This is a genomic window from Legionella waltersii (assembly GCF_001468085.1).
Classification (GTDB): domain Bacteria; phylum Pseudomonadota; class Gammaproteobacteria; order Legionellales; family Legionellaceae; genus Legionella; species Legionella waltersii.
On sequence record NZ_LNZB01000006.1, the window covers coordinates 64,253 to 85,459 of the forward strand.

Consider the following 21,207-nt stretch of genomic DNA (forward strand, 5'->3'; position numbering starts at 1 on the left):
ATTAAAGTTCGGAATTGATGTAAATATCATTTTCAACCATCATTTGGCATAAATGCTCCAAGCTTATCTCAGATTTCCATCCTAATAATTTTCTCGCTTTTTCAGGATTACCTATCAAATAATTAACGTCAGCGGGACGATAGAACTCAGGATTTATCTTCAGAATTACTTGTTGGGTTTTCTCATTGATTGCTATTTCATTGACACCAGAATTTTCAAATTTTAGGGGAATCTCCGCTGCCTCTGCAGCTATTTGAATGAAATAGCGAACGCTCTCAGCACGGTTTTTTGCAAGGACAAAGTCTTGTGGTTCATCTGTCTGCAGCATGAGCCAAATTCCTCTAACGTATTCTTTCGCATATCCCCAATCGCGCTTTGAATCTATATTTCCTAACTCAAAATAATCCAATTTACCGGACCTGATTTTAGCTAAAGAACTGGTTATTTTTCGAGTTACAAACTCATGTCCTCTTAAGGGGGATTCGTGATTGAATAAAATTCCACTGCACGCGAATAGGTTATATCCCTTACGATAACTATCAGTTAATACATGTGCGTAAAGCTTTGCTGCTCCATAAGGACTGCAAGGATTGAAAGGAGTTGTTTCTGATTGAGGTTGAATGGGCGTATTTCCGAACATCTCTGACGTACTGGCCTGATAGAATCGAATATTGGGGTTAACTATGCGTTTACTTTCAAGGAAATTTAAGGGGCCAAGCGCATTGACATTGGTGGATGCTATTGGTTGGCTGAAGGAGCTTGATACAAGACTTTGAGCAGCTAGGTTATATACTTCATCGGGTTGTATTTGTTTAAGTAGCCAAAGAATAGAACTCATGTCTGTGATATCAAATTCAACTAAATGTAGTCTTGGATGTTGATTTATTCCAAGTGTTTGAATCCGCCAGAAGTTAGTTTTACTGGATCGCCTATATGCACCATATACTATGTATTGCTTTTCAAGTAATAATTGGGCTAAGTATGCTCCATCTTGTCCCGTAATGCCCGTTATGAGCGCCTTTTTATGCATTAGCGATCCTTTTAAGCTTGTCTATATACTCTTTAGTTTCCTTCATCACTGGAAGCCAATCGTGAGCTGTCCTCTGTCTAATAATTGCTGTATTCGGATACCAGGGGCTACGTTCTTTCTTATGCCAACGCCAATCATGTGAATAGGAGAGCAGAAGTAAGGAGCTTTTCCCCATTGAGCCAGCAAGATTAGCAACAGCAGTATCAATAGTAATAATGAGGTCCAAGGCTTCAATTTGATGGACTGTATCCATCATGTTTTTTGTTGAGGGGATCAAGTCAATGATATTGTGTTGTTGTAGCTCTTCTTGATTGGTGTTCGGCATTTGAAGGCTATAAAATTGAATGGATTGGCTAGCGTTAAAAGGTTCTATGAAATGCTTATAGCTTTCAAAGCTACAAGAACGATTGAAATCAATTGTATTGTCAGGATTCCCTGCCCACACTAAACCAATTTTATATTGACCTTTAAGTTCTATTTTTTTATTGCTTTGGATATAAGGGGATTGAGGTATGGATTCTTTATCCAATGTATTGAAAATATAGGGTAAACTGGCCAGGGAAACAAAGTAATCAAATGAGGGTATATTGCTTCCATGAGCCAAGCATTGATCAACGCCTTTAATCCCCTTAGCTATGTCTATTAGCCTCTCCTGTATTTCCAGAATAATTGTTCCACCCAGGGACTTTACCAGCGGGAGATAACGTAGAAAAAATATTGAATCACCAAGACCGCCTTCAGAGCAAATTAATAGTGTTTGATTTTTAAATGCTTGGCCTTTCCAACGTGTGTTGTTTGGAAAACGAATCGATTGTAGGTGAAGATTTGATATCCTTGATTCAAAAGCTTGAAAACCGTCCCTATAATTTTCAAGAGTAAGGTAAGTCGTCCCTAAAAATTCATAGGCGGGGTTATAAACAGGGTTTATCTCTATTGATCGTTTGAAACAATTAATTGCTTCTTCAAATCGCAAAGCAGCTCTGTGAACGCATCCCAAATTTCTCCATAATAAATCGCTGTCAGGAGAAATGAGAAGTCCTTGCTGAAAGTAATCAATTGCCTTATCCAATTGATTTAAAAAGAAATAACTTGATCCAATATCGCTGTACAGTAATGGATGTTCGGCTTCATTTAATGCACTTTGAAAATAGGGAATTGCGGCTCCATGCTCTTTTACTTGCGAGAGCCTAATGGCCTTTCGTAAATAAAATTGAGCCTTAAAGGGGAGTGTATCATACGACATAAAACGGCTTCTTTTTTTATTAATTCAATGTATATTCAAGTCCAATAAATCCTGCCTGTTGGGTAGGTACATGTTGAATGGTTGTATCGCCAAAAGCATCTCTTCCTATACCAGCACTGCTATTGGAGTATATTCCTTGATAGAAGATAGTAGCGGCTAAATTAGGAGTGATATTGGTTCCAAGCCCTATTTGAAGCTCAGGAGCAATTTCATTAAGTGTGTCGTGAGAGGATGTTCTGTCCTCAAGATGGAACTGACGATAAGCTATACCGCCCTTTACCATATAGAACATAGCTTGGCTTTGTTGAAATTTACCTTTAACAGTCACTAGGCCATCAATAATAGGTTTTAAGTTAGCAAGAGGAATCACTGCGGGTACTCCATTGAAGATTTGGTTACCATTAAGCCTCATGCTGTTTCCAGATTGCAAACCAAGCTCAAATCCTATCGTGTTATTAGATAAATGTTTAAAAGAAGTCCCAAATGCAACTCGACCTTGGGCATAGTTTCCATCGCTTTTATAAGCCCCATTAATATGTCCGTAGCCACCATAAACCCCTAAATAAAATGGAGAAGTATTAGTTGTTGGTTCTACTCCCATCCCACCAGCAAATAGAGCATTAATTCCTAAAAAATGTAGCGCAATAATTCGTTTGAACATAAGATGAAATTCCTTTTTTAGATTGCAAAAAAGTCTAACAGTAAATAAGTAATATTAAAATATCGTTATTATTTTATAGAAGCTAATTTATCCTTCATTTTCTCCAAAATATGGAATAATCTATATAGATTAAGGCCTGATTTAGGGACAATTTAAATTATGGAGGCAGCATGAAGCGAATAATCCATCTTAGTCTGTTTTTAATTTGTACATTCTTTTCATGTGCTAGCTTGTCTGCTACCCCTGAGTCCAAAGAGCATTTTTTAAATAAGATTAAAATATTAAATGACCGGCTAGATGCTATTCAAATAGTTATTAACCAAAGTTAGAATTCATTATTAATGGAGTACTGGTTGGTTATTATGCTTTGATACACAAAAGGGACTTACAATGAGAAGTATTGCTTATGCTAATTTACTATTTTGCACTTCACTAGAAGTTATTGCGGCAACTCCTATTTCAACGGTGGAAGCCCAAGCTTTAATTGACTCAGTAACTACTCGAATTGACGCATTAAATGCCCAGGTACAATCTAATCCTGCTTTTGCACATCCAATCGGAAGCTGTTACGGTGGAGGAGTGGTTTTTTATGTAAACCCAGATGCTACTGCTGCCCCTGGAAATCAAGGAATTATTGCTGCACTAACTGATGCGACTGGCGTAGCAGTTCCCTGGTCAACAGGAGGTACCGGCCCTTCAACTCAAACAGGGTATTTTGGAGGACAACTTAATACCGTGAATAAAAGTGGTGGAGCATTTGCTTCTGCTACAGGATTTAATGGGGGTGGATTTTCTGATTGGTATCTACCTTCCATTTTTGAATTAGGTACAATGTACTCGCAAGCTCGATTATGGGATTCAACCCATGGGGCTGGAAATTTTTGGACTCACTGTGCTGGAGTTGCATTTAGCAATGCCAGCTACTGGTCCTCATCCACTTCCTTAACTACAGCAAACCCCGTGCCCTCTTTTGCTTGGAGTATAAACGGTAATACTGGGTTTGTTTCGCAAGCTACAGTCGGAGTTGGAACTGCTTTAGTGCGAGCTGTAAGGGCATTTTAAATAAACCATCAACATTCAGGCAAATTAACAGCCAAACCACCCATGGAAGTTTCTTTGTAAATGCTCTGCATGTCCATGCCCGTTTGTTTCATGGTCTTAATGACTTTGTCCAATGAAATTTGATGTTGACCATCACCGATAAGAGCCATTCGTGTTGCATTCACGGCTTTCACTGATCCCATCGCATTCCGTTCAATACAGGGGATTTGCACAAGACCTAAAACTGGATCGCAGGTCATTCCTAGATGATGTTCCATGGCAATTTCTGCGGCATTTTCAACTTGCTCTACACTACCACCCAGAACAGCGGTCAGGCCTGCGGCTGCCATTGACGAGGCAACCCCTACTTCACCTTGGCAACCCACTTCTGCACCTGAAATCGATGCGCCCTTTTTATAAAGGATACCAATGGCTGCAGCGGTTAAGAAGTACGTGTAAATGTCTTCGTTGTTCATTTTGTCATGGGCTTCTTGGCAATATTTTAAGACCGCCGGAATAATTCCTGCAGCTCCGTTAGTAGGCGCAGTTACTATTCTTCCTCCAGCAGCATTTTCCTCATTGACGGCCATGGCATACAAATTAAGATGGTTCATGATGTCTGATTGCTCAAACACACTCTTAACTCCTTTTTGGTCCATTAGCTTGCGGTATAAATCAGGGGCACGTCGTTTAAGATTGAGACCTCCGGGTAAAGTACCATCGTGTTTGCACCCGCTTTCAATGCATTGGTCCATGACTTTGGCAATTGCTAAAATGCCTTTGTAGATTTCAGTGGTACTGCGCCAAGTTTTTTCATTGACCAGCATTAATTCAGCAATGGTTAAATGATGAGTTTTACATAATTCTAATAATTCTGTGGCTGTAGAAAAGGGATAGGGTGGGGGCGTTGTGTCAGAACTTAGATTATCAAACTCTTCTTCGGTGGTTATAAAGCCACCGCCAATGGAGTAATAAACTTGTTTAATGAGTAAGTTATCTTTACTATCAAATGCAGAATAACGCATGCCATTACTATGTTTTGGTAATAGTTCTTTTTGCAAAAATAAAAAATCAGAAGCTTCATCAAAATGAATGATTTTTTTTCCACCTAAGTGAAGTGATTTAGTGCGAATGATTTCCTGCATTCTAGGAACCATGGACTCTGGCACTACGGACTCAGGTGCTTTGCTCTCTAGTCCATTTAAAATCGCTTTATCGGTGCCATGACCTTTCCCTGTTAGCGCAAGAGAACCATAGAGTTCAATTTTGACACGAGAAGTCATTTCAAAGAGATTTTTAGATTCCAAGAGATCAATAAAAGCATTTGCTGCAGACATCGGGCCTACAGTATGGGAACTCGAAGGGCCTATTCCTATTGAAAACAAATCAAACACACTGATATTCATTTGTAATGTCTCTCACTCAATTTAATGGCAAGTTTAGAAGCATATGCTCTTTTTGTCTATTGTTTCATTATTTGTAGGGGGAATTGCTGGTAATTTTACTTGAATTTAGGCAAAATTACGTGGCTTGGTGTATTCTTTATAAGTTGTAATAAAAGAGCATGCAATTTATGAACCTTAAAGGGGATAGTTTATGAAGATGAAATTGGTTGCTGCAGCTGTTATGGGCTTTGCTTTATCTACAAGCATAGCTGCTACAGATGCTAGTTCACTTGCTACTGACAATGATAAATTATCATACAGTATTGGTGCGGATTTAGGTAAAAACTTCAAAAATCAAGGTATTGAAATCAGCCCAGAAGCTTTAGCAAAAGGTATGCAAGATGCAATAAGTGGTACTCAGTTGATTTTGACCGAACAACAAATGAAAGACGTTTTGAATAAGTTTCAAAAAGATCTAATGGCTAAAAGAACAGCTGAGTTCAATAAAAAAGCCGATGAAAACAAAGTGAAAGGCGAAACCTTCTTAAGTCAAAACAAAAGCAAGGAAGGCGTAGTGGTATTACCAAGTGGTTTACAATACAAGATCATTTCTCCAGGAACAGGCGCAAAACCAGGTAAAACGGATACTGTAACTGTAGAGTACACAGGTCATTTAATCGATGGTACTGTATTTGATAGCACTGAGAAGTCAGGTAAGCCAGCCACATTCCAAGTGTCACAAGTCATTCCTGGTTGGACTGAAGCATTGCAATTAATGCCAGCTGGTTCTACTTGGGAAATTTATGTTCCATCAGGTCTAGCTTATGGACCACGAAGTGTTGGTGGACCAATCGGACCTAATGAGACTTTAATATTTAAGATTCATTTGATTTCTGTGAAAAAAGCTTAATTTAAGCGCAGTAAAAATATCCCCGCTTCTGCGGGGATATTTTTATAGGACTTAGAAAAATTCAGTGACAGGACTTACGAAAAGCCTCTAGGTTGTAGTGATGGGGACGGACCCCACTGGGGTCCGTCCCCTTTTCATTCGTCCCCGCTTCATTAAAAACATGTTTTAACGAAGCGATTGAGAGTTTTTCGTAAGTCCTGAGTATAAGTGAACCATGGAATGAATAAACGATTATTTATCATCTTTCTCCTGGGATTTTCTTCAGGCTTACCAATGGCATTAATTAGTAGTACTCTGCAAGCATGGTATGCGAGCAGCGGTATGTCAGTCCTTGCTACGGGAACATTAAGTTTGGTGAGTATTCCTTACGCCTATCGTTTTTTTTGGGGACCAATTCTTGATCGCTATTCATTATTTGCTATAGGTAAAAGGCGCAGCTGGATCTTGACCATGCAACTATTTTTGTTGCTTGGATTTAACGTCATGGCCTGGTATTCACCCTATCAGTATACAAAGCTAATGGCAATATTAGCTTTAGTATTAGCTTGCTTTTCTGCTACCCAAGATGTAGCTATTGATGCTCACAGAGCCGAATATCTTCCGCCTTCAGAGCATGCTCTTGGTGCTTCATTGGCTGTTTTTGGTTATCGCTTAGCCCTATTACTATCGGGTGGTTTGGCTTTGATTATGGCTGAAAAGCTAGGGTGGGGCTTTACTTATCGATTCATGGGATTAGCCATGGCAGTTGGCATGTTTGCGATATTATTTAGTAAGGAACCCGAGGTCGAAATACATGATCGGGGAAATTTTGTATCGTCTTTTATCATGCCAGTAAAGGAGTTATTAAGTCGACCCGGCATCATTTACTTATTCATTTTTATCTTTTGTTACAAGCTGGGGGAGGCTTTTACAACAACCACAAGTGGCATAGTGATGCCTTTTTTAATACAAGGAATTGGGTTTTCTTTAGAAACGATAGGTTATATTAATAAAATGCTTGGTATAGCCGCTATTTTAGCGGGAGGTTTGGTCGCTGGATTTTTGCTTCTACGGTATTCACTATACCGTTCCTTATTGATATTTGGTTTATTACAAGCCTTGACTAATATTTTATTCGTTCTGTTGGCCCTAACTGGTAAAAGCGTGGTGTTGTTGGCTGTTGCAGTCTTTTCGGATAATTTCATTGCTGGTATGGGATCAACTGCTTTAGTGGCTTTATTCATGCGTTTAGTGAACAAGCAGTACACTGGAACTCAGTTTTCTATATTGGTCGCTTTATCCACTTTACCAAGAATTATTTCAGGACCAGTCGCAGCAGCAATTCAAATGGAAATTGGTTGGGTTGGTCTGTATGAGCTGTCCGTTCTTTCAGCGTTGATTTTTATACCTTTCTTAATAAGGATCAAAGGATTAACGAAAGTAAGAATGCTTGAAAGTTCTGAGATTGAAAAGACAGGGGAGTTAAACCCTACTAGATGATTTGGTACCGAGGGTGGGACTCGAACCCACACGGTGTCACCACCACCGGATTTTGAATCCGGCGCGTCTACCAATTCCGCCACCCCGGCACGCGCGCTCATTATAACAAAGATATAAATTCTCACAATGGTTCTGCTTGTTATTTTTAGAGATTTTTGGGGTATTACCTAATCTAGGGTACTGGTTAATCCAGGGGACGGACCCCACTGGGGTCCGTCCCCGTCCTTGTTCGTGAAAGCGGATAGTTCGGTATCCGCTTGCTGACGCGCGCGGCTCGGTTCATTCCCGGCTTTGACTAGGATTTGATTCAGACAGCAACGAAGGAGCCGAGCCGCGCGCGTCAGCAAGCGGACCGATGCGCGCCGTATAGAAGAACCTAATGTCACCGCTTTAGGCAGCGCCATTAGCGAAGCACTCGATCTTTGGTATCAATGCCCCATTTTAAAAAATGAGTCGATTCCTCAGCCGTGCTGGAATGGAAATTACGATGCTTATATATCCACTCCATCACGGTCGTGTATATGGCTCGGATATAATGATAAGAGGTCCTATAAAAATTGTTAGGAATATGACAAGAAATTAGCGAATCCAACAATTGACAAATGAAAGCACATATAATTAATATTTTATTTACCTATTTTGTTCAGGGGTACACATGAATAAATACTTAGCACCAACTCTTGCTATCTTCTTAGGTCCTTGGAGTATTAATGCATACTCTATGACGTGCCCTGATCCTGCAACTACTTCGTTGCAATGGGGTGTTCCCCCTGAGCCATGGGCAGTAAATCCTTTTTCTCCTAATCAGCCTCAAGGTGAAGAGGGTACAAAGTTTGTAAGGGCGAATATTCTAGTAGCAGGATATGGACAAGGGGTTATGTGTACTTATCGTATCTCCGTTGGAGAATATTCGATTTGGTGGTTGGTTAGAACCAAAATTCCCTCGAATACAGATAATACCTGGATTCGTACTTCCGGTGGGTATGTGTGTGCCGAAGGATTAAATGAATGCCATTTTTATGTGGCGAGTAAGCCGAGCTGAGCTAGGTGTAATTAGTCGCTCAGGTCTACCATTGATACCATTGATGATATCTTCTAAATCTTTAAAATCCCAATTTTTTCTGTAAAGAGTAATGGGCAACAATATCTGTTTTTCCATGATCCAGAGCGACATCAATATCATAGGTAGGTCGTAGATCATCTTCTATTAAATCAGTTATTCATAGTCCAACGATTCGGCCACCGACATAAACAATTTGCTCAATGGTTGCAGTAAGTTTTTCGCATGGTTTAGAAAAATCAATTTATTCTACGTACATGAACTTTGCGTCCTTTTAATTTTCCACTTTGTAAATATTGGTAGGCTTTATCTGCTTGGCTGTGGTGGATTGCAACATAGGAGTACATAGCAGTGATGTTAATTTTGCCAATTGTGTTGCCTGCTAATCCTGCATCTTTGGTTAATGCCCCAAGGATGTCACCCGGGCGAATTTTGTCTTTTTTACCGGAAGCAATACAGAGTGTGACCATTTCTGGCACCAAGCGAGCCGTGTTGTTATTTTCTAATTCATTCATGTTTCCCCAATGAATGGGGTGCGGGTAGTTCTCTTCAATGGCGCAAATTCGTTGTGCATCTGCGGGCGTTACAATGCTTAAGGCAATGCCTTTGCTCCCAGCTCGTCCTGTTCGACCAATACGATGAATATGGACGTCATGATCAAAAGCGAGATCAAAATTAATCACTGCAGGAAGTTCTTTTATATCAAGTCCTCGTGCTGCAACATCAGTGGCGACAAGAATAGAACAACTTTGGTTGGCAAAACGCAAGACAGCAAGATCTCGTTCGACTTGTTCCATATCACCATTTAAAGCGATGGCACTGAATCCTTCATTGATGAGCTGGTCTGTGACTTCTACTGTTTGTTGTTTGGTATTACAGAAGATTAACACTGAAACGGGCCGATAGTGCAACAGTAATGATTTTAATAAGGGAAATTTCTGAGCATGTTTCGAGACTTCATAAAAATGCTGTTCAATATCCATTTCTTCAGAAGGAGTTACCACATGAACTTCTTTCGGGTCCTTCATAAATTGTTTTGAAAGCCGTTTGATTTCTTCAGGATAAGTCGCAGAAAAAAGTAGGGTTTGTCGTTGTTTGGGACAAACCGACATAATGGTTTTAATGTCATCAAAAAAGCCCATATCCAGCATTCGGTCTGCCTCGTCCAAAACTAAAGCGTTTACCTGAGATAAGTTTAAAGAGGCTTTTTTTAAATGCTTAAGTATTCTCCCCGGTGTTCCTACAACAATATGAGCTCCATGCCGTAATGAATCAAGCTGAGGCTGCATTGGTATACCGCCAGATAAATTAATAATTTTGACATTAGGCATCAAACAGGCTAATCGACGGATAGCTTGGCTGACTTGTTCGGCGAGTTCACGAGTAGGGCAAAGAACCAAGGCTTGTACTGCAAAAAAAGAAATTTTTAAATTATTTAATAAAGACAAAGCAAAAGCAGCGGTCTTTCCACTCCCTGTTTTTGCTTGAGCTATGATATCTTCTTTTCTAAGAATGATGGGCAAGCTTTGCATTTGGATAGGGGTCATATGTTCATAATTTGAAGAAGCAAGACTTTTTATTAATTCTTGGCGAAGGGGTAATTGAGAGAATGATAGGTCTTGGTCGCTGTGTTCTGATGCAGTCATGGAAGGTGCTTATTGTTATAATAGGTGAATAGCTTAGCGCTTTTTAGTGTAATTTTAAATCAATTCATGTTGAACAAGCTTAATCTGATGCTTGCAATTGTCTTTTCTACTTGAATCCCTGTGGTTCAAAATAACATTAAAATCAACTCAAAGACATTAATAGAGAGTGATTTTAATGTTTCTATTAGATGTATCATTTTACAAAGAGATCTAAGTAAAAATAATAGGAGCTACTTAAATTAAAGGGCTGTTATATTTTGTGCTTGAAGACCTTTTGCTCCTTGCGTCACAATGAATTGTACTCGCTGACCTTCAGTGAGGGTTTTAAAGCCAGAACTTGAAATTTCTTTAAAGTGAGCAAACACATCCGGGCCGCCTTCTTGCTCAATAAAACCAAATCCTTTGATCTCGTTAAACCATTTAACGACTCCATTTACTGTTTTAGACATAAGTATCCTTAAGTATTAATTATAGTGCCTGTATAGGCGTATTTAGCCGGAAACCGGTCAAGAATTAAAAACTACCGAACGAGGGATTAAATGAATAAAACGACGATTTGGAAAGTATAAAAATAGACATTTTCTAGCTGAGATCAGTATACTATTCTTTAGTGCTATCAGTCAATTTTATTTAGGCTTTACCGCGTATGGGACCGGAACGCGTATCATCTCAATCAACCCAACCCAAAATAGCGTCTGAATCAGATTTTATCTTCCGTGATATTAATCATCATTTGCAGTGCTTTCTTAGCATTATCAATAACCCATTGCTGATCCTCGTTGGATAGACGGTTTCTTGCTCCTGTGAACTCATTGACCACGTCCCCAGCTTTTACTTCGTTATAAGGTAATTGTTTCCCTTGGCGTAATAGATCCAGTAGAGCGACAAGATGAGGGGGATCATTACGTGACATGGTTGCGCAACCACAACCGATTCCTTTTTCTTCCTCATTTTTAGGAGCTTCTGCAAGGTTAACAACAGTGATGCCAAGATTTTTACAGTATTGCTTTAGGTTGTCTACCATATGGTTTTCAGTACCAATTGCATAGTGTTTAGTACCAGCTCTATCGTGTACCACATAATCCCAGATAAAAGCAGTTGATCCTGCGTATTGGGCGACTTTAATGACTTCATTTCGGCATTCTGGATGAACTATCGTTGTATATCCCTTGCTTTGCCAGTATTCGCACATCGATGCTTGATAGTGAGTATGGACAGCACACTGGCTCGCAAACAAAATAAGCTCAGAGTTATCAAACTGAGATAACGTGTCTTTATCTTGTTCATGTAAAGAATATTGAGCTCCGGCTGTTCCACCAGGCCAATAGGCTAAATTTTTAATGCCTAGCCAATAGGCGATGTTTTCGCCCATATGTTGGTCTGGTATAAAGAGTATTTTTTTATTTTGCTTTTGCGCCCATTGAACGATTTTCTTAACGTTTGAGCTTGTGCAAACAGCACCACCTTGTGCTCCAGTCATTGCTTTAACTCGCCCAGAAGTGTTCATGTAGCACACCGGTAAAATATTTTCAGCCCCATACCGTTCATTCAAGTCCATAAATGCAGGTTCTACCATAAAATCTTTTGCCAACATTTCCATGGTACAGCCTGATTTTGGATTGGTGATGTAAACTTGTTGATGTGGATTAGCCAGAATGCTGATTGATTCAGCCATGAAGTGGACTGCTGATTCAATGATTACTGATTTTTGTGGATTGTTAGCAGCCATTAGAGCTAATTGATAGGAATCACCAATTTGCCCACCGAATTGTTCTATTAAACGAACAATATCCCCGCCCATGTAATAATGGGCTAGCAGTAATAAGTGATCACCAAAATGATTTTGGGCTTGTTGGACGTAGGGCTTCATCCAGTTTACGATAGTTGTCAGCTTGCGGTCTGGTAATGCTTGGTATTCTTCAGCGTAAGGAATAAATTCTTCTTGATACCAATCAAGAGGGTAATCACTTTGGCAAATAGCCATGTCACTATGCATAGGCATTAATGTAACATGTGGCCGATATTCTGTTGATTTCTTAAACATCAAATCACACCTCTAATACAATCAATTTAAGGCATAGAGCCATCTACTGCACCAAGCTTGGCAATGCTTTCCATTGCATTGGTGTTTTTATTGGGAAAGTCCTCTCTATAATGCCCACCACGAGACTCTCTTCTTGAAAGAGCCGCTTTTACAATAAGCTCAGCATTGAGAATAATGTTTCTGAGCTCTATAAAATCTCGTGTAATACAATGTTTCCAGTAATACTCTTCAATAATTTTTTTTCTCTTCATTATTAATTGTAGGAGATCTTCAAGCCCTGCTTCAGTGCGTACAATGCCCGCATAGGAAGTCATTTCGCCTCTTAATCCACGCCATTGTGCATTGATCTGACTGGCACGACGAGCATTTACTTCCCCTGGTGAACTCCAATTGGGTACATGATTAAGTAATTTTAATGGGCTGATAGCGTCTTTCAGTGAGCTTCTGGCCGCATTACCTCCCATAACTAGAGCTTCAAGAAGAGAGTTACTGGCTAAACGATTGGCTCCATGCAGGCCTGTAAAGGCCACTTCTCCAATCGCGTACAAGCGTTTAAGATCGGTTCTACCATCAACATCAGTTAAGATGCCCCCGCATTGATAATGAGCAGCAGGAACTACTGGTATCATGTCTTGCCCCATGTCGATTCCTATGGATAAAAGCGTACTGTATATTTGCGGGAATCGTTTTTTTAGAAAGCCTTTATTCTGGTGGCTTATATCAAGATACACATATCCAGCCTGAGTTTGTTCGATCTCGCTGAAAATTGCTCTTGCTACGACGTCACGTGTTGCTAGCTCCATTTGTTCAGGAGCGTATTTTTTCATAAATCGCTCACCAGTCTCTGGATTCTTTAGGACCGCTCCTTCACCTCGAACGGCTTCAGAAATTAAAAAGTTGTTAAGAGAATGATGGTGCAAAAGAGTTGGATGAAATTGGTAAAACTCCATATTCCCTACTCGTGCGCCCGCACGGTATGCCATAGCAACACCATCTCCAGTAGCCACCATTGGATTAGTTGTGTAGCGATACGTTTTTCCAGCCCCACCGGTGGCCAGAACTACACAATTGGCAAGAAAAGTATGAATCATGTTCTTGTTGCAATCCAATACATAAGCCCCAAGCACTTCGCTTTGAATCTCTGTACGATGTGGGTGGTATTGGGTAATTAAGTTAACGGCAACATGATGTTCAAAAAAATGAATTTGTTGATGTTGGCGAGTTAAATAGTTTAGGGTTTCAGTTAAATTCAGGCCTGTTTGATCACCACAATTAAAAATTCGTCGGTGACTATGACCACCTTCTTGAGCGAGATGAAAGTGACCGCTGGCGTCCTTTTTAAATTGAACTTGGTATTCAGTTAATTGTTTAATAATTTCTGGGCCTTGGCGAATTATAAATTCCACTGCAGGCAAATAACACAATCCATCTCCAGCAGCCAAGGTATCTTTTACATGTGATTCAAGGGAGTCTTCAGGCAAAAATGCTGCTGCAATTCCTCCTTGGGCGTATCGGCTATTGGACTCCGAAGACTCAACTTTACTGATTAAAGCGATATTTAAATTAGGCTGAAGGCGAAGTAGCTGGAGGCAATAATGCAAGCCAGCTAACCCAGTACCAATGACAAGGACGTCAAATTCGTAGGACTGGCCTTGTTGTGAATTGGTGTCATTCATGAAAACGCCTTTACTAATTGAGCGGCAAGTCCAGTGTATGTTTCTGGGGTTAAATGAATAAGTTGATTCTTAGCTGTTTCAGGAATAGTTAAATTTTTAATAAATTGTTTAATTTGCTCCGGATCAATTGCTTGGCCGCGAGTTAATGATTTCAATTGTTCGTAGGCTTCTGGGACATTGTAGCGTCGCATGACTGTTTGCACAGCTTCAGCCAAAACCTCCCAATTTGCATTTAAATCCTCTTGCAATGCTTCTTTGTTGATTTGTAATTTGTTGTTTCCTTTTGCTATGGAGTGATAGGCGATTAAGCTGTAGGAAAACGCAACACCTAAATTTCGCAACACAGTTGAATCTGACAAATCTCTTTGTAGGCGGGATTGGGTTAGTTTATTCGCAAAATGAATCAACAAGGCATTTGATAAGCCTAAGTTTCCTTCTGCATTTTCAAAGTCGATAGGGTTTACTTTATGTGGCATGGTTGAGGAGCCTACTTCTCCTTCAATTGCCTTTTGTTTAAAATAAGAGAGTGAAATATAACTCCAAATATCCTGAGTGTAGTCTAAGAGTATATTATTAATTCTCACCATAATTTGTGATACTTCAGCAATGCCGTCATGTGGCTCAATTTGGGTAGTGTAGGGGTTAAAGGATAAGCCCAAAGAAGTAACAAAATTAGAACAGTGCTTACGCCAATCAACATCAGGATACGCTATCGTATGGGCGTTGTAATTGCCAACCGCTCCGTTGAACTTACCTGGAATCAATACTTCTGCCAATTGTTGCTGAGGTCTTTTTAGGCGTGCTACAAAATTGACTAACTCTTTACCCATCGTTGTAGGCGTTGCTGGTTGGCCGTGAGTACGTGACAACATAGCAACATCAGCATGTTGTTTACCCAATAACATAATGCTTGCCATAATTTCAGCCAGAGTAGGTTGTATGACCTGAGCGATGGCTTGTTTAATCATTAATGCATAGGCCAGGTTATTGATGTCTTCCGAAGTACAGGCAAAATGGATAAAACCTACGATGCTCTTCAATTGATCGTTTTCTTGAAATCGATCCTTTAGGTAATACTCTATTGATTTGACATCGTGATTAGTCTCTTTTTCAAACTCTTTAATTTTTTCTGCTTCAGTTTCATTAAACTCAGAAATGATAGTGGCTAGGAATTGCTTGGATTTTTCATCCAATGCAGGAATTTCAGGAATAGCTTCATTAGCTGCTAAGGACTCCAGCCATTTTATTTCGACCATGAGTCGATAATAAATAAGTGCAAATTCACTAAAATAAGGGCTTAAGGCTCTGGTTTTATTAAGATAACGGCCATCAATGGGTGAAATTGCGTTTAATGCGGTCAGGTTCATAGCGAGTTTATCCAGGATATAAAGACCATATGATATCAGGACTTACGAAAAACTCCCAATCTCTTTGTTAAAAAATGGTTTTAATTCGGTCATTTAGTTTGTCTAAAATTCCTCATTAAAACCATTTTTTGCCTCGATCTTCGTTTTTTTCATAAGTTCTGAACAGAAGCGAGGCCTGATGTGAATTATTGTGATAAAAAACCCGTGATAATTATTCTAAATTTGCTCAATGTGTGTATAATGGGTGCCAAATTGCTGTCTCGGGTCACGATTTATGAATACACTGATTGAATGCTATAAAGCTGGTTTATTTAAACGACAGTACTGGCTGCAAAACTTGATATCAGGGGTGATAGTGGGTGTAGTGGCACTGCCTTTGGCAATGGCCTTTGCGATAGCATCTGGCGCTAAACCGGAGCAGGGCTTATACACTGCTATTGTTGCAGGGGTTATTGTATCAATTTTTGGCGGAAGTAAAGTTCAGATTGCTGGTCCAACTGGTGCTTTCATTGTTATTTTGTCCGGGATTACTGTGCAATATGGTATTTCTGGATTGCAGATAGCTACTTTGATGGCTGGTTTCATCTTGTTGGTGTTCGGACTATTGCGTCTGGGCTCTGTGATTAAATTCATTCCAGATCCTGTTATTGTAGGCTTTACATCAGGTATTGCTGTTGTGATTTGGGTGGGGCAATGGCAGTATTTTTTGGGTTTGCCTGAAGTTAGTGGTTCCCATTTTCATGATAAATTGATTGGTCTAGTGCAAGTACTACCGCAATTCCATATTGCAACCACACTTATTGCCTGCTTTGCTTTAACAATGGTCCTCTTTTCTCATAAAATTCCTGGCTTAAAGCGTATCCCAGGTCCTTTATCTGCTTTAGTTTTGGCGACATTGTTGCAGTATGTATTTCAATTTAAAGGAGTTGAGACGATTGGAAGTTTGTTTGGTGGAATCCCTAATGGTTTGCCCAACTTTCAATTGCCTGAACTCACTACGGAGAGGTTTTATGAGTTATTAAAGCCGGCATTTACCATAGCACTACTGGGTGCAATTGAATCATTACTCTCTGCAGTTGTTGCTGATGGCATGACAGGAGATCGACACAACTCTAACAGGGAGTTGGTTGGGCAGGGGATAGCAAATATTATTTCGCCCTTATTTGGTGGCTTTGCTGCTACAGGAGCAATTGCACGTACAGCGACCAATATTCGCAATGGTGGTAATAATCCATTAGCAGGCATTGTCCATGCTTTGACATTAGTTTTAATTATCCTCTTTCTTTCCCCCTTGGCAGTTCATATTCCATTAGCTGCACTGGCTGCTATTTTGTTTGTTGTTGCTTGGAATATGAGTGAAGTGCATCATTTTGTGGAAATTATTCGTAGTGAACCTAAGTCAAATATTGCTGTATTGCTGGTTACTTTTGCAGTAACTGTTCTTGTTGATTTAGTGATGGCAGTTGGGGTTGGGGTACTCATAGCTGGATTGTTTTCTATGGCTTCTAAGTTACGTTTGTCGCTGAAAAGCGAGTAGAACTTATCCGCTCTCTGACGGCTGAGGAATCGACTCCTATTATAGTGCCTCCGCTAATCTCTTCTCTGATGGTCAGTAAGCGTAGGTCCGGCGCTTCGCCGAATGGCGCTGCCTACAGCGGCGTCATTCGTGAAAGTAGATGGTTTCGTATCCGCTTGCTGACGCGCGCGGCTCGGTTCACTCCCTGCTGTGACTAGGAATTGATTCAGAGAGCAAAGAAGAAACCGAGCCGCGACCATGAGGGGCGGATAATATACTACCTATCCATACATCGATTGAAACTTATCAAGAACATCGCCATAAAAATGTTGATAAGTATTTATTGAAGTAGGTTCATACAGCTCATTAAACTGGATTTTATCCAAAGGAATGACCCTAACTCCTGCCTCGTTAATACTTCTGAAGTAGATGGTCTTAGTCGAGATATCAAATACCATGCTTAGTTGGGTTGGGGTAGCGGTTGCTGGTGCTTGAGCTACATCACTTAGTGAATTAAAAGCATAGGCAATGCGCTCTTCTTTGGCTACGAAGCTTGGGAGTCTTTTGATGAAATGAGCGGCTCGGACAAATCGTGCGTTGGAATCATATCCACCGGGCAACTCTTTGCTACCACCATATTCTTGATAATCACTTAAAAGAGCCAGAGCACTGCGGTAGTCAGAATTTGAGACTACTGGTGCTGGGAATGTATCTTGGGTATGGACTACTGACCTCCCATCAACAAACTCTATGAGAGCAGAGTTACCATTCGCATCGTTGACAAGCAATTGAGCATTCATTACTACGTTTCGATACGTATCAGGCACAAGTTGATAGTTGGCCAAATCATCTATAACTTCTTGAACGGATTGATGATTATCAAGTACATATTGTACCCATTCTGAAGTTTTTAAAGTAGGTTGTTCTGGGTTATTAGGATAGCCCGCTGAACCTGTAACAAAAATGGAGGCAGTAAGCCCCTTTTCATTCATTCCATTGATTCCAGGACCAGCTTTAAATTTATGTCCACCATGGAATATGATGCTTGCATACTGATTTTTCCACATTAAAGGATGCATTTGGTGGTAATCAACACTTGCAACCATCAGCGTGTTTCTCGGATGAATGACAACAGCACCTTCCCTGTACTTCCAGTCGAAATTCATTGCCAGTATCGCGGGAGTATTTTTCTTAAAAACCAATGCTGTATTGGCATTGAGAGAAAGGGAAACTGTATTTAAAGAAACAGCTATTGATAGTAGTCCTATACGTTTGAACATTATTAATCCTTATAATGATTAAATGTATGACAGGTATTGGACTGAACGAAAGGCATCAGTTTTTGAGGCATCCTGTCCTCACTAAAAACAAAAAAGCAAATTATTTTAACCCAAATAGGGATGGTTTGTCATTTCTGTTGAGTTACTCTTTAAATAGCAATAAATCGATTGTACTTAGTTTTGGAAAATAACTTAGAGGAGTCTGAGTGATTGGTTTTGATTGAGCGTTTTATCAATTCGGATTATAGACAATTGCTGTGTTCAGAAGACCAGGTAATACCAAGGTAACAGGACTTATGAAAACCCCTAATCTCTTTGTTAACACTAAATTTCAATTTCAGAAAAACCAGATCAATTTATATTCACAATAGTTCAAGATGTTTTTTGGTAGTTTGGAGATGAATTTGATTTCAGGTTTTATTTCCAATAAAGCCACATTTTCAGTAGAATATTCACCACTTTAAGAATTTGGGGAAGTGAGAATGGTCAAAAAGCACACTATAGATTTAGCTCAGCTTGGAATGGGTGATCTAGAACAAGTAGGCGGTAAAAATTCTTCCCTAGGTGAAATGATTAGTCAACTATCCTCTGCAGGTGTATTAGTTCCTGGTGGATTTGCGACAACGGCTGATTCCTTTAAAGAGTTTTTAGCACAAAATGGGCTGGATAAAAAAATACATGAGAAACTATCCACGCTGGATACTGATGATGTCAATCAATTAGCTCTAGTCGGAAAGCAAATCAGAGAAATGGTTATTAATACACCGTTTACTCCCGAGTTTGAATCTGAAGTCCGAAAGTCCTACCTAAAGCTAACAGAGTCCATTGGTCATAATGATTTTAGCGTAGCTGTTCGTTCGTCCGCTACTGCTGAAGATTTGCCAGATGCATCTTTCGCAGGCCAACAAGAAACCTTTCTAAACGTGAAAGGGATCGATCACGTTCTTGATTGCATCAAACACGTGTTTGCTTCCTTGTATAACGATCGCGCCATTGCCTATAGAGTTCACCATAATTTTGCGCATCACGAGGTTGCTTTATCTGCAGGTATTCAACAAATGATTCGCAGTGATTTGGCCGCAAGTGGAGTCATGTTCACTATGGATACCGAATCTGGATTTGACCAAGTTGTTTTTATTACTTCCTCTTATGGTTTAGGAGAAATGGTCGTTCAAGGTGCAGTTAACCCAGATGAATTTTATGTCCATAAACCCTGCCTTAAGGAGGGTAGACCAGCAATAATTCGTAGAACCTTAGGCAGCAAAGCACAAAAAATGACGTATTGCGATGATCCAGCACTTGCCAGACGAGTAAAAATAGTTGATGTAGACAGTAAAGACAGTATTCTTTTTTCTCTAACCTCAACTGAAGTAGAGCAATTAGCGCAACAAGCCATGATCATTGAAAATCATTATGGTCGTCCTATGGACATTGAATGGGCAAAGGATGGAGTGAATGGAAAGCTCTATATTTTGCAAGCCAGGCCTGAAACAGTCAAAAGCAGAAGCAATAAACAAGTACTGGAGCGTTATAAATTACTAAAGCACAGCGATATTTTGACCGAAGGACGTAGCATCGGGCAAAAAATTGGCCAAGGAAAAGCAAAAGTTATAAGAAATATCAGTGAAATGCACCGTGTTGAGCCAGGTGATGTCTTAATCTCAGACATGACTGATCCAGATTGGGAACCAGTTATGAAGAGAGCCTCAGCAATTGTAACTAATCGTGGTGGAAGAACTTGCCATGCGGCCATAATTGCTCGAGAACTTGGTATTCCAGCAGTAGTTGGTTGTGGTGATGCGACTAAAACAATTAAAGACGGTGATGAGGTGACTGTCAGTTGTGCTGAAGGCGATACTGGCTTTGTTTATGCGGGAATTTTGCCTTTTGAGCAAGATAGACTTGATGTGGACACGATGCCTGAGCTGCCAATTAAAGTGATGTTGAACGTAGGCAATCCTGAACGTGCATTTTCATTTCAATCGATTCCAAATTCAGGTGTAGGTTTGGCACGGTTAGAGTTTTTAATTTCTAATACGATAGGTATTCATCCTCGAGCTCTATTGGAGTTTGATTCTCTCAAAGATTTAAAATTAAAGGAGCAAATTCGGGAAAAAACGGCGGCCTATGATTCTCCTGTAGACTATTATGTTGAGCGTTTGAAAGAGGGGATTGCTACCATTGCTGCAGCTTTTTACCCCAAACCAGTGATAGTAAGGCTATCTGATTTTAAATCCAATGAATATGCAAACCTACTTGGCGGTACTTTGTATGAGCCGGATGAAGAAAATCCAATGCTAGGTTTTCGTGGTGCTTCCAGATACGTCTCAAGCAATTTTGCGGAGTGTTTTGCGCTAGAGTGTAAAGCGGTTAAACGAGTTAGAGAAGACATGGGTTTAACCAACGTCGAGGTCATGATTCCCTTCGTCAGGACTGTTTCTGAGGCAGCAGGTGTTATCGATGTTTTAAAAGAGCATGGTTTAGAGCGAGGAAAGCACGGACTACGTGTGATCATGATGTGTGAATTGCCATCAAATGCTTTATTAGCAAGCCAGTTTCTAGAGCATTTTGATGGATTCTCCATTGGTTCCAATGATCTTACCCAGCTTACCTTAGGATTGGATAGGGATTCTGGTTTAGTTGCTGCTCAGTTTGATGAACGTAATGATGCGGTGAAAGCTCTATTGCATATGGCCATTCAAGCCTGCAAAAAAGCTGGGAAATACATAGGAATTTGTGGACAAGGTCCTTCTGATCACCAGGATTTTGCTGAATGGTTAATGAAAGAAGGGATCGATAGTGTATCTTTAAATCCTGATTCTGTATTAGAAACTTGCTTATTCTTGGCCAAAACATCAAATTGATGAGG

At 40.0% G+C, this 21,207-nt stretch carries 16 protein-coding genes, 1 tRNA gene and 1 pseudogene; 7 read left to right on the plus strand and 11 right to left on the minus strand.

Going from position 1 to position 21,207, the window contains the following annotated elements; all coding sequences use genetic code 11:
• Window position 1: 1 nt before the first annotated feature.
• From gmd to Lwal_RS01300, 3 genes are read right to left on the minus strand one after another with little or no spacing between them, the layout of a single operon-like run.
• Complete coding sequence (gene gmd / locus Lwal_RS01290; protein WP_058479123.1) at window positions 2-1,030, minus strand: GDP-mannose 4,6-dehydratase; 1,029 nt, start codon at window positions 1,028-1,030, stop codon at window positions 2-4.
• Window positions 1,023-2,273: a tetratricopeptide repeat protein gene (locus tag Lwal_RS01295; protein ID WP_058479124.1), complete on the minus strand. Its 1,251-nt coding sequence runs from the start codon at window positions 2,271-2,273 to the stop codon at window positions 1,023-1,025. Before Lwal_RS01295 ends, gmd begins: the two co-directional genes overlap by 8 nt.
• 19 nt (window positions 2,274-2,292) lie before the next feature.
• Window positions 2,293-2,934: a hypothetical protein gene (locus Lwal_RS01300; protein WP_058479125.1), complete on the minus strand. Its 642-nt coding sequence runs from the start codon at window positions 2,932-2,934 to the stop codon at window positions 2,293-2,295.
• A gap of 170 nt (window positions 2,935-3,104) precedes the next feature.
• Between Lwal_RS01300 and Lwal_RS17215 the strand changes: the two genes are divergently transcribed.
• Entirely contained in the window at window positions 3,105-3,263 is a 159-nt protein-coding gene (locus Lwal_RS17215) for a hypothetical protein (RefSeq protein WP_157066256.1), read from the plus strand.
• A gap of 61 nt (window positions 3,264-3,324) precedes the next feature.
• Entirely contained in the window at window positions 3,325-3,996 is a 672-nt protein-coding gene (locus tag Lwal_RS01305) for an Lcl C-terminal domain-containing protein (RefSeq protein WP_058479126.1), read from the plus strand.
• A gap of 8 nt (window positions 3,997-4,004) precedes the next feature.
• On the opposite strand, the gene Lwal_RS01310 is transcribed toward Lwal_RS01305, so the two are convergent.
• A complete protein-coding gene (locus Lwal_RS01310) occupies window positions 4,005-5,381 on the minus strand; it encodes an L-serine ammonia-lyase (RefSeq protein WP_058479127.1) in 1,377 nt (458 codons plus the stop codon).
• A gap of 190 nt (window positions 5,382-5,571) precedes the next feature.
• Between Lwal_RS01310 and Lwal_RS01315 the strand changes: the two genes are divergently transcribed.
• Together Lwal_RS01315 and Lwal_RS01320 are read left to right on the plus strand one after the other, a co-directional pair.
• Window positions 5,572-6,270, plus strand: a complete 699-nt coding sequence (locus tag Lwal_RS01315) for a BamJ family beta-barrel-assembly machinery protein (RefSeq protein ID WP_058479128.1) — start codon at window positions 5,572-5,574, stop codon at window positions 6,268-6,270.
• Between the two features lie 219 nt (window positions 6,271-6,489).
• The gene (locus tag Lwal_RS01320) at window positions 6,490-7,749 is read left to right on the plus strand and encodes an AmpG family muropeptide MFS transporter (RefSeq protein ID WP_058479129.1); all 1,260 of its coding nucleotides are present in this window, start codon (window positions 6,490-6,492) and stop codon (window positions 7,747-7,749) included.
• Between the two features lie 2 nt (window positions 7,750-7,751).
• Here the strand turns inward: Lwal_RS01320 and Lwal_RS01325 are convergent.
• Window positions 7,752-7,838, minus strand: a tRNA-Leu gene (locus Lwal_RS01325).
• Between the two features lie 566 nt (window positions 7,839-8,404).
• On the opposite strand from Lwal_RS01325, the gene Lwal_RS01330 reads away from it, so the two are divergent.
• Window positions 8,405-8,791 (plus strand): DUF3757 domain-containing protein, encoded by a 387-nt coding sequence (locus Lwal_RS01330; RefSeq protein WP_058479130.1) that lies wholly within the window; start codon window positions 8,405-8,407, stop codon window positions 8,789-8,791.
• 257 nt (window positions 8,792-9,048) lie between these two features.
• Here the strand turns inward: Lwal_RS01330 and dbpA are convergent, their stop codons facing one another.
• From dbpA to purB, 5 genes are all read right to left on the minus strand, one after another.
• Window positions 9,049-10,455 carry an ATP-dependent RNA helicase DbpA gene (gene dbpA, locus Lwal_RS01335; protein ID WP_058479131.1) on the minus strand — a complete coding sequence of 469 codons (1,407 nt, stop codon included), beginning with the start codon at window positions 10,453-10,455 and terminating at the stop codon, window positions 9,049-9,051.
• Between the two features lie 239 nt (window positions 10,456-10,694).
• Window positions 10,695-10,904 (minus strand): cold-shock protein, encoded by a 210-nt coding sequence (locus Lwal_RS01340; protein ID WP_010947832.1) that lies wholly within the window; start codon window positions 10,902-10,904, stop codon window positions 10,695-10,697.
• A gap of 251 nt (window positions 10,905-11,155) precedes the next feature.
• Window positions 11,156-12,499, minus strand: a complete 1,344-nt coding sequence (nadA, locus tag Lwal_RS01345; protein ID WP_058479132.1) for a quinolinate synthase NadA — start codon at window positions 12,497-12,499, stop codon at window positions 11,156-11,158.
• Window positions 12,500-12,525: 26 nt separating this feature from the next.
• Complete coding sequence (nadB, locus tag Lwal_RS01350) at window positions 12,526-14,175, minus strand: L-aspartate oxidase (protein WP_058479133.1); 1,650 nt, start codon at window positions 14,173-14,175, stop codon at window positions 12,526-12,528.
• Window positions 14,172-15,542, minus strand: coding sequence for an adenylosuccinate lyase (purB, locus tag Lwal_RS01355; RefSeq protein WP_058479134.1), 1,371 nt, complete (start codon window positions 15,540-15,542; stop codon window positions 14,172-14,174). The genes nadB and purB overlap by 4 nt, the downstream gene beginning before the upstream one ends.
• Window positions 15,543-15,816: 274 nt before the next feature.
• Between purB and Lwal_RS01360 the strand changes: the two are divergent.
• Window positions 15,817-17,076 (plus strand): annotated as a pseudogene (locus Lwal_RS01360) (SulP family inorganic anion transporter); the annotation flags it as partial.
• Window positions 17,077-17,339: 263 nt separating this feature from the next.
• Here Lwal_RS01360 and Lwal_RS01365 read toward each other — a convergent pair.
• The gene (locus Lwal_RS01365; protein ID WP_058479135.1) at window positions 17,340-18,338 is read right to left on the minus strand and encodes a linear amide C-N hydrolase; all 999 of its coding nucleotides are present in this window, start codon (window positions 18,336-18,338) and stop codon (window positions 17,340-17,342) included.
• A 482-nt stretch (window positions 18,339-18,820) separates the two neighbouring features.
• Between Lwal_RS01365 and ppsA the strand changes: the two genes are divergently transcribed.
• On the plus strand, window positions 18,821-21,202 hold the full coding sequence (gene ppsA, locus Lwal_RS01370; protein ID WP_058479136.1) for a phosphoenolpyruvate synthase: 2,382 nt from the start codon (window positions 18,821-18,823) through the stop codon (window positions 21,200-21,202).
• Window positions 21,203-21,207 lie beyond the last annotated feature (5 nt).

Bases quoted from the DNA above. Each gene is read 5' to 3' on its own strand.
- gmd (WP_058479123.1), bottom strand. From the start codon at position 1,030: ATGCATAAAAAGGCGCTCATAACGGGCATTACGGGACAAGATGGAGCA.
- Lwal_RS01295 (WP_058479124.1), bottom strand. From the start codon at position 2,273: ATGTCGTATGATACACTCCCCTTTAAGGCTCAATTTTATTTACGAAAG.
- Lwal_RS01300 (WP_058479125.1), bottom strand. From the start codon at position 2,934: ATGTTCAAACGAATTATTGCGCTACATTTTTTAGGAATTAATGCTCTA.
- Lwal_RS17215 (WP_157066256.1), top strand. From the start codon at position 3,105: ATGAAGCGAATAATCCATCTTAGTCTGTTTTTAATTTGTACATTCTTT.
- Lwal_RS01305 (WP_058479126.1), top strand. From the start codon at position 3,325: ATGAGAAGTATTGCTTATGCTAATTTACTATTTTGCACTTCACTAGAA.
- Lwal_RS01310 (WP_058479127.1), bottom strand. From the start codon at position 5,381: ATGAATATCAGTGTGTTTGATTTGTTTTCAATAGGAATAGGCCCTTCG.
- Lwal_RS01315 (WP_058479128.1), top strand. From the start codon at position 5,572: ATGAAGATGAAATTGGTTGCTGCAGCTGTTATGGGCTTTGCTTTATCT.
- Lwal_RS01320 (WP_058479129.1), top strand. From the start codon at position 6,490: ATGAATAAACGATTATTTATCATCTTTCTCCTGGGATTTTCTTCAGGC.
- Lwal_RS01330 (WP_058479130.1), top strand. From the start codon at position 8,405: ATGAATAAATACTTAGCACCAACTCTTGCTATCTTCTTAGGTCCTTGG.
- dbpA (WP_058479131.1), bottom strand. From the start codon at position 10,455: ATGACTGCATCAGAACACAGCGACCAAGACCTATCATTCTCTCAATTA.
- Lwal_RS01340 (WP_010947832.1), bottom strand. From the start codon at position 10,904: ATGTCTAAAACAGTAAATGGAGTCGTTAAATGGTTTAACGAGATCAAA.
- nadA (WP_058479132.1), bottom strand. From the start codon at position 12,499: ATGTTTAAGAAATCAACAGAATATCGGCCACATGTTACATTAATGCCT.
- nadB (WP_058479133.1), bottom strand. From the start codon at position 14,175: ATGAATGACACCAATTCACAACAAGGCCAGTCCTACGAATTTGACGTC.
- purB (WP_058479134.1), bottom strand. From the start codon at position 15,542: ATGAACCTGACCGCATTAAACGCAATTTCACCCATTGATGGCCGTTAT.
- Lwal_RS01365 (WP_058479135.1), bottom strand. From the start codon at position 18,338: ATGTTCAAACGTATAGGACTACTATCAATAGCTGTTTCTTTAAATACA.
- ppsA (WP_058479136.1), top strand. From the start codon at position 18,821: ATGGTCAAAAAGCACACTATAGATTTAGCTCAGCTTGGAATGGGTGAT.